Source organism: Burkholderia vietnamiensis LMG 10929, from assembly GCF_000959445.1.
GTDB classification, from domain to species: Bacteria; Pseudomonadota; Gammaproteobacteria; order Burkholderiales; family Burkholderiaceae; genus Burkholderia; species Burkholderia vietnamiensis.
Window position 1 is genome coordinate 2,171,525 of record NZ_CP009631.1, and the last position, 11,428, is coordinate 2,182,952.

An 11,428-nucleotide genomic window follows, 5' to 3' on the forward strand; every position below is an offset into this window, starting at 1 on the left:
TCACGGAGCGGATCACGTCGGAAGTTATATCACAGGGGATTACAACCCCTTTTCATCGTGGAGAGAAAAAGCGTCAAATCGTGTCGGTTTGTCGCGGTGCGCCAACGGGGGGGCGATGCGCCCGCGTGGGCGTCGGCGGCCTCAATGCGTGACGGGCGGTGCAGGCGGGGCGGGCGGTTTGATCGGCGGGCGTCGCAACGCGCGGCGCAGCAGCGCGATCACGACGCCGCACGCGAACAGGAACGCCGCCGGCACGACCCAGTAGCCGACGAACGCGTGCCACAGATACGCGGCGAGCGTGTTGCGGCGCAGCACATATTCGTCGCGGGCCGCCTGCTGGCGTGGCGCGTTGGCGGCCAGCACGTCGGCGGGGCAGCCGGCCGCGCGCGCCGCGTCAGCGTCGCCGCGGCACTTGGCGGCGGCCCCGGCTGCCTGCTGCGCGTCGGTGAGCTGCCAGGTAGTCAGCGCGAGCTGCAGATCGGCGTTGTTGTACGCCATTTCCTCGCGGATCTCGCGCACCGCGACGATCGCCACGGGCACGGCCCAGAATACGATCACGATCAGCCAGCGGCGGAACCAGCGGTGTTGTCTCCATGCCATCCATGCCTCCGTTTGACGCGGCTTATGCGTCCGTGTCGAGGGCGGCCCGATGGCGCTTCTTGTACTTGGATGGGCCGCGTTGCAGCCATCATAGAAGAAATCGCGGCGAATTGCCGCACCATGTGGCGGCGTTCGAACGGCGCGATGCGGCCCAGGCGACGCGGTAGCGCAGGGTGGCGCACCGGACACAACGGGGCCGGTGTGCGGGCCGGCGCGTCGAGGCAGGCTGCGCGATCGCGCCGGTCGATGCACGCGCAACGAAACGCACCGGAAATGAAAAATGCCGCGCCCGCCGAAGCGGTGCGCGGCATTCGCGCGGGAGCGCCGGGACTCAGTTGGCCGGCTGATTGCTCAGGCAGCTCTTCATGAACGTCTTGCGGTCGTCGCCCTTCTTGTCGGCGGCCTGGGTGTTGCAGGCCTTCATCTTTTCCTGCTGCGACATCTTCTTCGCGGGCTTGGCCGACAGGCAGTCCTTCATGAACGCCTTGCGTTCGTCGCCCGTCTTGCCGGCGGCCTGCGTGTTACAGGCCTTCATCTTGTCCTGCTGGCTGTTCGCCGCGAAAGCGGGGGAAGCCAGCATGCCGCCGAGAAGGACTGCGGCTACGAGCGATTGGATTTTCATTTCGACACTCCCATGGGGTGAATTGCGTTCTATATCGACGCCGTCACGAAGCGCGCCGCAGCGGCAACAGGGCCGCATCGCGCCGCGCGCTCCGATTATGGCAAATCAATGTGAAAACACCAAAACGGCCTTCCTATAACGCGGCGGCCGACTCGATCGTTGACGGCACGCGTGCGCCGATCATCGGGACAAACCATGACGCGCGGCGGCCGCGTCGAGGGTGCGCGCGCCGAACTTGGCGGCGGGCCGGCCGCAAGCCATTACAATCGCGGCCATGAACACTTCGAACATTGCATCTCCTTCGTCCGCGCCGGCGTTGCCGCGCATCGCCGTACTCGCGACCGGCGGCACGATCGCCGGCGCCGCGCCGGACGCCGCCAGCACGGCCGGCTATCAGGCCGGCGCGCTCGGCGTCAACTTCCTGCTCGACGCGGTGCCGGCGCTGGCATCGGTCGCGCGCGTCGACGCCGAGCAGGTCGCGAGCATCGACAGCAAGGACCTCGCCCTGCCGCTGTGGAATACGCTCGCGGCGCGCATCGACGCGCTGATGGCCGACCCGTCGATCGACGGCATCGTGATCACGCACGGCACCGACACGCTCGAGGAAACCGCGTACGCGCTCCATCTCGTCGTGACCGGCGACAAACCGGTCGTGCTGACCGCCGCGATGCGGCCGGCTACCGCGCTGTCGTCCGACGGCCCGCTGAACCTGCTGAACGCGGTGACGGTCGCCGCGCATCCGGCCGCGCGCGGGCAGGGCGTGCTGCTCGCCTTCAACAATCGCATCCATGCCGCGCGCGACGTCGTGAAGACGAGCACCTACGCGGTCGACGCATTCCATTCGCCGGAGCTCGGTGCGCTCGGCTGGGTGCAGGACGGTCGCGTCGAGTTCGCGCGCCGCGCGACGCGCAGCCGCGACGCGCAACTGATGATCGCGGCCGCGTGGCCGGCGGTCGAAGTCGTCGCGAGCTATGCGGGCGCGACGCGCACGGCGGTCGACGCGCTGGTCGCGGCCGGCGTGCGCGGCCTGGTCGTCGCGGGCACCGGCAACGGCTCGATCCATGCGACGCTGCAGGCGGCGCTCGCCGATGCGGCGAACGCGGGCGTTGCCGTGGTGCGTGCGTCGCGCGTCGGCTCGGGCCACGTGATGCGCAACGGCGCCGCTAACGACGATGCGCTCGGCTTCGTGAGCGCCGGGTCGCTGAATCCGTTCAAGGCGCGCGTGCTGCTGATGCTCGCGCTCGCGAACGGCATCGACGGGCGCGACGCATTGCAGCGCGTGTTCGATACGCTGTGACGGCCGGCCGCCGATAGGGCGGCGCGTGTCGCGTGCAATGAAAAACGCAGGCCGACGGCCTGCGTTTTTCATGTCGGTGTCGCGCCGGACGCTCAGGACTGCGGCGGGATCACCAGCTTCTGGCCCGGATAGATCCGATCCGGACTCGACAGCATCGGCTTGTTCGCCTCGAAGATCACAGGGTACTTGTTCGCGTCGCCGTACACTTCCTTCGCGATCGCGGACAGCGTATCGCCCGGCTTCACGTCGTGGTACTGAACTTCCGGATCGTCCGGCTGGAGATCGTCGTCGTTGACGCCGGCGACGCCCTGCACGTTGCCGGCCGCGACCTTGACCTTCGCCTTCGTGTCGAGGTCGGGCACGCTGCCCGACAGCGTGACGGTGCGCGATGCGCCGTCGAACGCGACCGTCAGGTTCGACGTGTCGAGACCTTGCGTGTTGATGTAGTGCTTGATCGCATCGGCCGCGGTCTGGTTCGCGGCATTCGGATTTTCCGCCGCTTGCGCGTCGGCATGACCCAGCAGTTTTTCACCCGCCTCTTTGATAAACGAAAGAAGACCCATCGCTGCACTCCCTAGGTGTTGAAACGAAATGCGCCGTGAAGTGGCGAAAAAAACACCGCGCTGCACGCGCTCACCGGAGTGGCGCGCGGCGCGGCGGATTTCTCGAAAGGCGTGGCGAAAGTGTAGGCGTTCATCGCGGCGATTGCATGAAAAATCGCACGCCCGAACGTAAAGAAATGTAATACGCGAAATCCGACAGGCGGACACCCGACGACGACGTCTGACCGACCAAGGCTTCCCCGGCGTCGCCGGGTGCCGCTGCGGACCCCACCACGTCGCTCTCAGCCCAGAGCGGCGTTTTTCGCCCCGTCGCGCACGCATATCGCCATGCGCGGCAGGGCGCCCCAACGTGATGCGCGTGCAGTCGCGCATCGATGCGACCGGCCGTGGCCGGGCCGCGTGTATGTCGCACGCGTTCGCTGTGTGATTCGCGTTATGCGATGCGCGATCAGCAATCAGCATTACGCACGCCGCATTACGCGTCCGGCTGTTGCCCAATCTCGAAGTTCGACATGAACTCGAGGGCGCGCACGAGCGCCGAGTGATCCCATGCGCGCCCGCCGTGCGACGCGCACACGCTGAACAGCTGCTGCGCGCTGGCCGTGTGCGGCAACGCGAGGCCGAGCTTGCGGGCGCCGTCGAGCGCGAGGTTGAGATCCTTCTGGTGCAGCTCGATGCGAAAGCCCGGCTCGAACGTGCGCTTCGTCATCCGCGCGCCGTGCACTTCGAGGATGCGCGACGCGGCGAAGCCGCCCATCAGCGCCTGGCGCACGCGTTCCGGATCGGCGCCCGAGCGCGCGGCGAACAGCAGCGCCTCGCCGATCGCTTCGATGTTCAGCGCGACGATGATCTGGTTCGCGACCTTGCAGGTCTGCCCCGCGCCGTTGTCGCCGACGAGCGTGATGTTCCTGCCCATCTTCTCGAACAGCGGTTTCGCGCGCTCGAACGCCTGCTCGGGGCCGCCGACCATGATCGTCAGCGTCGCTTCGCGCGCGCCGACTTCGCCGCCGGACACCGGCGCGTCGAGGTAGTCGCAACCGAGCGCGTTGATCTGCTTCGCGAAGGCCTGCGTGTCGAGCGGCGAGATCGAGCTCATGTCGATCACCAGCTTGCCGGCCGAGAGGCCGTTCGCGACGCCGTCGTCGGCGAACAGCACGTTGCGCACGTCGGGCGTGTCGGGGACCATCGAGATGATGACGTCCGCGTGGCGCGCGACTTCGGTCGAATTCGCGACGACCTTTGCGCGCGCGCGCAGATCGTCGGGAATCGGGAACGCGCCGTTGACGACGAGCTGATGATCGCCGTCGAGCAGGTTGCGCGCCATGTGCGCGCCCATGATGCCGAGGCCGATGAAACCGATGTGTGCCATATGAATGTCTCCTTGCTGGGGCGGAACGGAACGGCGGGCGTCAGGCTGCGCGGCGCGCCGCGCCCGGTGCGCGGCCGGCGACGTGTTGCAGCCAGCCGAGCCCTTCCGTCGTGGTGGTGCGGGGTTTGTATTCGCAGCCGACGTAGCCGTCGTAACCGAGCCGGTCGAGCAGCGCGAACAGGAACGCGTAGTTGATCTCGCCCGTGCTCGGTTCGTTGCGGCCCGGGTTGTCGGCGAGCTGGACGTGGCCGATCGACGCGAGGTTGCGTTCGATCGTCGCGGCCAGTTCGCCTTCCATGCGCTGCATGTGATAGATGTCGTACTGCAGGAACAGGTTGTCCGAGCCGACCGCGCGGATCACGTCGAGCCCTTCCGACGAGCGGTTCAGCGCGAAGCCCGGGATGTCGAAGCGGTTGCAAGGCTCGACGAGCAGGCGGATGCCTTCGCGCCGGAGCGCATCGGCCGCGAAGCGCAGGTTGTCGACCATCGTGACGAACGTCTGGTCGCGTGCCGTGCTGGCCGACGGAATGCCGACCAGGCAGTTCAGCTGCGGCACCTTCAGCGCCTTCGCATATTCGATCGCGCGGCCGACGCCGTCCTGGAATTCGCCGACGCGATCGGGCAGGCACGCGATCCCGCGCTCGCCCTGATCCCAGTTGCCAGCGGGCAGGTTGTGCAGCACGACGCGCAGCCCGTGCGCGTCGAGCCGCTCGGCCAGTTCCTCCTTCGCATACGGGTACGGGAACAGGAATTCGACGGCATCGAACCCGGCATCCGCGGCGGCGGCGAAGCGATCGAGGAACGGCACTTCGTTGAACAGCATGGTCAGGTTTGCAGCGAACTTCGGCATGAGCTAAGCCTCTTTGGTCGGTCGGTGAGCGGATTGCCTGCGGGTCAGTCGAGCATCGAGATCGCGGTCGGCGCGTGCTCGGCCTTCTCGGCGAGGTCCTCGAACTCGTTGATCGCATCGATTTCGGCGCCCATCGAGATGTTGGTCACGCGCTCGAGGATCACCTCGACGATCACCGGCACGCTGAACTCGTTCGCGAGCGCTTGCGCCTGCTTCAGCGCCGGCGCGATCTCTTCCGGCTTGAACACGCGCAGCGCCTTGCAGCCGAGCCCTTCGGCCACCGCGACGTGATCGACGCCATAGCCGTTCAGCTCCGGCGCATTCACGTTGTCGAACGCGAGCTGCACGCAGTAGTCCATATCGAATGCGCGCTGCGCCTGACGGATCAGCCCGAGATACGAGTTGTTCACGACGACGTGCACGTACGGCAGCTTGAACTGCGCGCCGGCGGCGAGCTCTTCGATCATGAACTGGAAGTCGTAGTCGCCGGACAGCGCGACGATCGGACGGCTCGGGTCGGCCGCGCGCACGCCGAGCGCGGCCGGAATCGTCCAGCCGAGCGGCCCGGCCTGGCCGCAGTTGATCCAGTTGCGCGCCTTGAACACGTGCAGGAACTGCGCGGCGGCGATCTGCGACAGGCCGATCGTGCTCACGTAGCAGGTATCGCGGCCGAACACCTTGTTCATCTCCTCGTACACGCGCTGCGGCTTGACCGGCACGTCGTCGAAGTGCGTCTTGCGCTGCAGCGAGCGCTTGCGCGCCTGGCAGTCCGACACCCACGCGCTGCGGTCCTTCAGCTTGCCGGCCGCCTTCCATTCCTGCGCGACGGCGACGAACAGCTCGAGCGCGGCCTTCGCATCGGACACGATGCCGAGATCGGGGCCGAACACGCGGCCGATCTGCGTCGGCTCGATGTCGACGTGCACGAACGTGCGGCCCTTCGTGTAGACCTCGACGCTGCCCGTGTGGCGATTCGCCCAGCGGTTGCCGATGCCGAGCACGAAGTCCGCCGCGAGCATCGTCGCGTTGCCGTAGCGGTGCGACGTCTGCAGGCCGACCATGCCGGCCATCAGCGGGTGGTCGTCGGCAATCGCGCCCCACGACATCAGCGTCGGGATCACCGGCACGCCGAGCGTTTCGGCGAAGCGGACCAGCAGGTCTTCCGCGGCCGCGTTGATCACGCCGCCGCCCGACACGATCAGCGGCCGGTCGGCGTCGTTGAGCATCGCGAGCGCGCGCTCGATCTGCGCCCGGGTCGCCGCGGGCTTGTACACCGGCAGCGGCTCGTAGGTGTCGATGTCGAACTCGATCTCGGCGAGCTGGACGTCGATCGGCAGGTCGACCAGCACCGGGCCCGGACGCCCCGAGCGCATCAGGTGGAAGGCCTGCTGGAACACGCGCGGCACCAGCGCCGGCTCGCGCACGGTGACGGCCCATTTGGTGACGGGCTTGGCGATCGATTCGATGTCGACGGCCTGGAAGTCTTCCTTGTACAGCCGCGCGCGCGGCGCCTGGCCGGTGATCGCGAGGATCGGAATCGAATCGGCCGACGCGGAGTACAGGCCGGTGATCATGTCGGTGCCGGCCGGGCCCGACGTGCCGATGCACACGCCGATATTGCCGGCTGCGGCGCGCGTATAGCCTTCGGCCATGTGCGACGCGCCCTCGACGTGGCGCGCCAGCACGTGGCTGATGCCGCCCGACTTGCGCAGCGCCGAGTAGAACGGGTTGATCGCGGCGCCCGGCACGCCGAACGCGGTCTGGATGCCTTCTTTCTCGAGCACCAGTACGGCGGCGTCGACGGCTCTCATCTTGGCCATGCATGTCTCCTTGAATGTACGGATCTGGCGAATCGGTCTGTTGGAGGCACTTTAGGGATGCAGGAAAGGTTTGATAAGATCAGCCGGAGTCGCTTATTTCGAAACTAAAAGTATGGAATCGCGGCCGGACGGGGCTTCCCGGCGGCTTCTCGGCCGCTTCCGGCCGTGTCGCAGCCGCGATGGAGACGAAAAATGGATCGTTTCAAGCAGATCGAGACGTTCGTGCGCGTGGCCGACGCCGGCAGCCTGGCCGCGGCCGCGCTGGAGGAAGGCGTGTCGCCGGTGGTGCTCGGGCGGCGCATCGACGCGCTCGAACGGCGCCTCGGCGTGAAGCTGATGTACCGCTCGACGCGGCGGCTGGTGGTCAGCGAGGAGGGCGCCGCGTTTCTCGAGCGCTGCCGCGGGCTGCTGTCCGAATGGGACCAGGCGGAGAACGAGCTGGCGGCGGGGCGGCGCGCGGTCAGCGGGCACCTGATCGTGTCGGCGCCGGCCGCGTTCGGCCGCAAGCACGTGGCGCCGCACGCGCCCGGCTTCCTCGCCGACAAGCCCGACATGCAGCTGTCGTTCAACCTGACCGATCGCGTGGTCGATCTCGTGCGCGAAGGCTACGACCTGTCGATCCGGATCGGCGGCTCGGTGGATCCGAACTTCGTCGCGGTGAAGCTCGCGTCGAACCGGCGTGTGGTGTGCGGCACGCCCGCGTATTTCCGCAAGCACGGCCGGCCGAAGTCGCTCGACGATCTGCTGCGGCACAACTGCCTCGCGTTCAACCTGCAGGGCGGCCAGAACCGCGGCTGGTACTTCCAGCGCCACGGCAAGATCGTGACGATGCGCGTGACCGGCAATCTCGACTGCAACGACGGCGAGCTGCTGCATCGCTGGGTCGCGGAGAGTCTCGGGCTCGGCTGGCGCTCGACCTGGGAAATCGCCGCGCAGCTCGAAACGGGCGAACTGGAAACGGTGCTCGACGAATACGCGCTGCCCGACTACGACATCCTCGCCGTCTATCCGCAGCAACGCTACGTGCCGGCGCGCGTGCGCTACTTCATCGACTACCTGCGCGACGCCTACGCGCGCCCCGGCTACTGGAGCAGCCCGCCGTGAGTGCCGCCGCGCCGTCGTCTCCGGAGCGAGCGAAGGCCCGCGCCGACGGTCCGGACGATTCAAGTCGTTGAAAACACGGCCGAATCTGCCGGGAAAAGCTGGGTCGGTGTTGCATGCGGCCCGTATCCGGGTTAGAATCTTCGGCTTCTCACTTGCCACACCGGTTCAGACGCCCGGGTGGCTTCAATCCACAAGGAGTGTGTAATGCGTCATTACGAAATCGTATTCATCGTGCACCCGGATCAGAGCGAGCAAGTGCCCGCGATGATCGAGCGTTACAAGACCACGATCACGACGCACGGCGGCCAGATCCACCGTGTCGAAGACTGGGGCCGTCGCCAGCTGGCCTACATGATCGAGAAACTCGCGAAGGCTCACTACGTCTGCATGAACATCGAGTGCGACCAGACGACGCTCGACGAACTCGAACACGCGTTCAAGTTCAACGACGCCGTGCTGCGCCACCTCATCGTCAAGATGAAGAAGGCCGAAACCGGCCCGTCGCCGATGATGAAGGAAGTTCAGCGCGAAGAAGCCAAGAAGGCGGCTGCAGCTCAGCCGACCGAAGCGCAGGCTTAAGTTCGTCACTCATTAAGCCATCAAGGAGCGCGCCCCTCACGTGAACAGGTTGCAATTGACGGCGAGCGTCGTCGAACGCGCACCGGTGCGATATACGCCGGCAGGTGTTCCGATCGCAAGCGCCACGTTGCATCACCGCACGGAGGTCGTCGAAGCAGGCATTCCCCGTCAGGTCGACATGACGATCGAAGCGGTGGCGGCCGGTGAGGCGAGCGGCAAGCTGGAAAGTCGTGAAATGGGCGTCGAGACGCTGTTCACGGGCTTCCTGGCAAAAAAGAGCCGCAACGCGAGAACCTTGGTGTTTCACATCACTGCATTGCAGGACATAGGAAAGGACTGAAATCATGGCCCGCCCGACTGGTAAGAAATTCGACAAGCGTCGTCAGCAACAAAACCCGCTCTTCAAGCGCAAGAAGTTCTGCCGCTTCACGGCTGCAGGCGTCGATCAGATCGACTACAAGGACACGGAAACGCTGAAGGACTTCATCGGCGAAAACGGCAAGATCACGCCGGCTCGCCTGACGGGTACGAAGGCGCACTATCAGCGTCAGCTGGATACGGCAATCAAGCGTGCGCGTTTCCTCGCGCTGCTGCCGTACACCGATCAGCACAAGGCGTAATCAGGCGACGCAATAAGGAGAATTCGAATGCAAATCATTCTGTTGGAAAAAGTCGCCAATCTGGGCAACCTCGGCGATATCGTCAAGGTCAAGGACGGTTACGCTCGCAACTTCCTGATCCCGAACCGCAAGGCTCGCCGTGCAACGAAGGAAGCGATCGCCGAATTCGAAGTTCGCCGCGCCGAACTCGAAAAGATCGCCGCTGAAAAGCTGGCGGCATCGCAGGCAGTCGGCGAGAAGCTGAACGGCCAAGCGTTCGAAGTCACGCAGAAGTCGGGCGTCGACGGCCGTCTGTTCGGCTCGGTCACGAACGGCGACGTCGCGGAACTGCTGAAGAAGGCAGGTTTCGAAGTCGAGAAGCTGCAAGTTCGCATGCCGGAAGGCCCGCTGAAGATGATCGGCGAGCACGTCGTTCAAGTCGCGCTGCATACGGACGTCGTCGTCGACGTCACGATCAACGTGATCGGCGACCACGCATAAGCGTACGCAAGCTTGCCGGGCGGCTTCCGCCGTCCGGACAAGGGCAGGCGCCCGGGCAACCGGGGCCTGCCTTTTTTTTGCCGATTGCCGGCAACCCGTAGCGCCGCTGCGATCTATTCGCGATAATCCCAACCCATGAACGCGCCGCAAGATCCCCAAATCGAATCGCTGAAAGTCCCGCCGCATTCGGTGGAAGCCGAGCAATCGGTGCTCGGCGGCCTGTTGCTCGACAACGCGGCATGGGATCGGATCGCCGACTTCCTGTCGCAGGGCGACTTCTATCGCTACGACCACCGGATCATCTACGAGCACATCGGCCGGCTGATCGCGGCCACGCGCCCGGCCGACGTCGTGACCGTATACGAAGCGCTGACCACGTCGGGCAAGGCCGAAGACGTCGGCGGGCTCGCCTACCTGAACGCACTCGCGCAGAACACGCCTAGCGCCGCGAACATCCGGCGCTACGCGGAAATCGTGCGCGACCGCGCGGTGCTGCGCCGGCTCGTGTCGGTCGCCGACGAAATCTCGGCCGACGCATTCAATCCGCAGGGCAAGGAAGTCCGCCAGCTGCTCGACGAGGCCGAGTCGAAGGTGTTCTCGATCGCCGAAGAGGGCGCGCGCGGCAATCAGGGCTTTCTCGAGATCGGCCCGCTGCTCACGCAGGTCGTCGAGCGGATCGACACGCTGTATCACACCGCGAACCCGAGCGACGTCACCGGCACGCCGACGGGCTTCGTCGACCTCGACCGGATGACGTCCGGGATGCACGGCGGCGAGCTGATCATCGTCGCGGGGCGCCCGTCGATGGGCAAGACCGCGTTCTCGATGAACATCGGCGAATACGTCGCGGTCGAATACGGCTTGCCGGTCGCGGTGTTCTCGATGGAAATGCCGGGCACCCAGCTCGTGATGCGGATGCTCGGCTCGATCGGCCGGCTCGACCAGCACCGGATGCGTACCGGCCGGCTGACCGACGAGGACTGGCCGAAGCTCACCCACGCGGTGCAGAAGATGAGTGAGGCGCAGCTTTTCATCGACGAGACGGGCGGCCTGAACCCGATGGAATTGCGCTCGCGCGCGCGGCGTCTCGCGCGCCAGTGCGGCAAGCTCGGGCTGATCATCGTCGACTACCTGCAGCTGATGTCGGGTTCGTCGCAGGGCGAAAACCGCGCGACCGAAATCTCGGAAATCTCGCGGTCGCTGAAGAGCCTCGCCAAGGAACTCGACGTGCCGGTGATCGCGCTGTCGCAGCTGAACCGCGGTCTCGAACAGCGGCCGAACAAGCGCCCGGTGATGTCGGATTTGCGCGAATCGGGTGCAATCGAACAGGATGCGGACGTGATCCTGTTCATTTACCGCGACGAGGTCTACAATCCGGACAGCCCGGACAAAGGCACGGCCGAGATCATCATCGGCAAGCAGCGTAACGGTCCGATCGGCCCTGTTCGGCTCACGTTCCTGGGCCAATACACGAAGTTCGACAACTTTGCGGGAGCGCAGAACTTCTACGGCGAGTGACGCCGC

Annotated in this window: 14 protein-coding genes; 7 read left to right on the top strand and 7 right to left on the bottom strand. The window is 65.9% G+C overall.

Features of this window, described 5'->3' with window-relative positions; translation table 11 throughout:
- Positions 1–141: 141 nt before the first annotated feature.
- Both AK36_RS19915 and AK36_RS19920 read right to left on the bottom strand, forming a co-directional pair.
- Positions 142–600 carry a hypothetical protein gene (locus AK36_RS19915; RefSeq protein ID WP_011885031.1) on the bottom strand — a complete coding sequence of 153 codons (459 nt, stop codon included), beginning with the start codon at positions 598–600 and terminating at the stop codon, positions 142–144.
- 331 nt (positions 601–931) lie between these two features.
- The gene (locus AK36_RS19920) at positions 932–1,222 is read right to left on the bottom strand and encodes a PsiF family protein (protein WP_034195366.1); all 291 of its coding nucleotides are present in this window, start codon (positions 1,220–1,222) and stop codon (positions 932–934) included.
- A 274-nt stretch (positions 1,223–1,496) separates the two neighbouring features.
- On the opposite strand from AK36_RS19920, the gene AK36_RS19925 reads away from it, so the two are divergent.
- Positions 1,497–2,519 (top strand): asparaginase, encoded by a 1,023-nt coding sequence (locus AK36_RS19925; RefSeq protein ID WP_034195367.1) that lies wholly within the window; start codon positions 1,497–1,499, stop codon positions 2,517–2,519.
- A 92-nt stretch (positions 2,520–2,611) separates the two neighbouring features.
- On the opposite strand, the gene lysM is transcribed toward AK36_RS19925, so the two are convergent.
- From lysM to gcl, 5 genes are all read right to left on the bottom strand, one after another.
- A complete protein-coding gene (lysM, locus tag AK36_RS19930) occupies positions 2,612–3,082 on the bottom strand; it encodes a peptidoglycan-binding protein LysM (RefSeq protein WP_014723131.1) in 471 nt (156 codons plus the stop codon).
- An 11-nt stretch (positions 3,083–3,093) separates the two neighbouring features.
- On the bottom strand, positions 3,094–3,216 hold the full coding sequence (locus tag AK36_RS34570; protein ID WP_014723130.1) for a hypothetical protein: 123 nt from the start codon (positions 3,214–3,216) through the stop codon (positions 3,094–3,096).
- Between the two features lie 341 nt (positions 3,217–3,557).
- Positions 3,558–4,451, bottom strand: a complete 894-nt coding sequence (locus AK36_RS19935; protein ID WP_045579025.1) for a 2-hydroxy-3-oxopropionate reductase — start codon at positions 4,449–4,451, stop codon at positions 3,558–3,560.
- A 40-nt stretch (positions 4,452–4,491) separates the two neighbouring features.
- Positions 4,492–5,301, bottom strand: coding sequence for a hydroxypyruvate isomerase (gene hyi, locus AK36_RS19940; protein WP_045579026.1), 810 nt, complete (start codon positions 5,299–5,301; stop codon positions 4,492–4,494).
- 44 nt (positions 5,302–5,345) lie between these two features.
- Positions 5,346–7,121, bottom strand: coding sequence for a glyoxylate carboligase (gcl, locus tag AK36_RS19945; RefSeq protein ID WP_045579027.1), 1,776 nt, complete (start codon positions 7,119–7,121; stop codon positions 5,346–5,348).
- A 192-nt stretch (positions 7,122–7,313) separates the two neighbouring features.
- Between gcl and AK36_RS19950 the strand changes: the two genes are divergently transcribed.
- From AK36_RS19950 to AK36_RS19975, 6 genes are all read left to right on the top strand, one after another.
- On the top strand, positions 7,314–8,225 hold the full coding sequence (locus AK36_RS19950; protein ID WP_011885024.1) for a LysR family transcriptional regulator: 912 nt from the start codon (positions 7,314–7,316) through the stop codon (positions 8,223–8,225).
- A gap of 204 nt (positions 8,226–8,429) precedes the next feature.
- Positions 8,430–8,804 (top strand): 30S ribosomal protein S6, encoded by a 375-nt coding sequence (rpsF, locus tag AK36_RS19955; protein WP_006755436.1) that lies wholly within the window; start codon positions 8,430–8,432, stop codon positions 8,802–8,804.
- 40 nt (positions 8,805–8,844) lie between these two features.
- The gene (priB, locus tag AK36_RS19960) at positions 8,845–9,144 is read left to right on the top strand and encodes a primosomal replication protein N (protein ID WP_011885023.1); all 300 of its coding nucleotides are present in this window, start codon (positions 8,845–8,847) and stop codon (positions 9,142–9,144) included.
- A 4-nt stretch (positions 9,145–9,148) separates the two neighbouring features.
- Entirely contained in the window at positions 9,149–9,424 is a 276-nt protein-coding gene (gene rpsR / locus AK36_RS19965; RefSeq protein ID WP_011885022.1) for a 30S ribosomal protein S18, read from the top strand.
- Between the two features lie 27 nt (positions 9,425–9,451).
- Positions 9,452–9,904, top strand: a complete 453-nt coding sequence (rplI, locus tag AK36_RS19970) for a 50S ribosomal protein L9 (RefSeq protein WP_011885021.1) — start codon at positions 9,452–9,454, stop codon at positions 9,902–9,904.
- 135 nt (positions 9,905–10,039) lie between these two features.
- Positions 10,040–11,422: a replicative DNA helicase gene (locus tag AK36_RS19975; RefSeq protein WP_011885020.1), complete on the top strand. Its 1,383-nt coding sequence runs from the start codon at positions 10,040–10,042 to the stop codon at positions 11,420–11,422.
- Positions 11,423–11,428: the final 6 nt, after the last annotated feature.

Excerpts from the sequence above, each read along its gene's own strand:
- rpsF (WP_006755436.1), top strand. The coding sequence starts at position 8,430 with ATGCGTCATTACGAAATCGTATTCATCGTGCACCCGGATCAGAGCGAG.
- gcl (WP_045579027.1), bottom strand. The coding sequence starts at position 7,121 with ATGGCCAAGATGAGAGCCGTCGACGCCGCCGTACTGGTGCTCGAGAAA.
- AK36_RS19950 (WP_011885024.1), top strand. The coding sequence starts at position 7,314 with ATGGATCGTTTCAAGCAGATCGAGACGTTCGTGCGCGTGGCCGACGCC.
- rplI (WP_011885021.1), top strand. The coding sequence starts at position 9,452 with ATGCAAATCATTCTGTTGGAAAAAGTCGCCAATCTGGGCAACCTCGGC.
- lysM (WP_014723131.1), bottom strand. The coding sequence starts at position 3,082 with ATGGGTCTTCTTTCGTTTATCAAAGAGGCGGGTGAAAAACTGCTGGGT.
- hyi (WP_045579026.1), bottom strand. The coding sequence starts at position 5,301 with ATGCCGAAGTTCGCTGCAAACCTGACCATGCTGTTCAACGAAGTGCCG.
- rpsR (WP_011885022.1), top strand. The coding sequence starts at position 9,149 with ATGGCCCGCCCGACTGGTAAGAAATTCGACAAGCGTCGTCAGCAACAA.
- AK36_RS19975 (WP_011885020.1), top strand. The coding sequence starts at position 10,040 with ATGAACGCGCCGCAAGATCCCCAAATCGAATCGCTGAAAGTCCCGCCG.
- AK36_RS19935 (WP_045579025.1), bottom strand. The coding sequence starts at position 4,451 with ATGGCACACATCGGTTTCATCGGCCTCGGCATCATGGGCGCGCACATG.
- AK36_RS34570 (WP_014723130.1), bottom strand. The coding sequence starts at position 3,216 with ATGAACGCCTACACTTTCGCCACGCCTTTCGAGAAATCCGCCGCGCCG.
- AK36_RS19920 (WP_034195366.1), bottom strand. The coding sequence starts at position 1,222 with ATGAAAATCCAATCGCTCGTAGCCGCAGTCCTTCTCGGCGGCATGCTG.
- AK36_RS19915 (WP_011885031.1), bottom strand. The coding sequence starts at position 600 with ATGGCATGGAGACAACACCGCTGGTTCCGCCGCTGGCTGATCGTGATC.
- AK36_RS19925 (WP_034195367.1), top strand. The coding sequence starts at position 1,497 with ATGAACACTTCGAACATTGCATCTCCTTCGTCCGCGCCGGCGTTGCCG.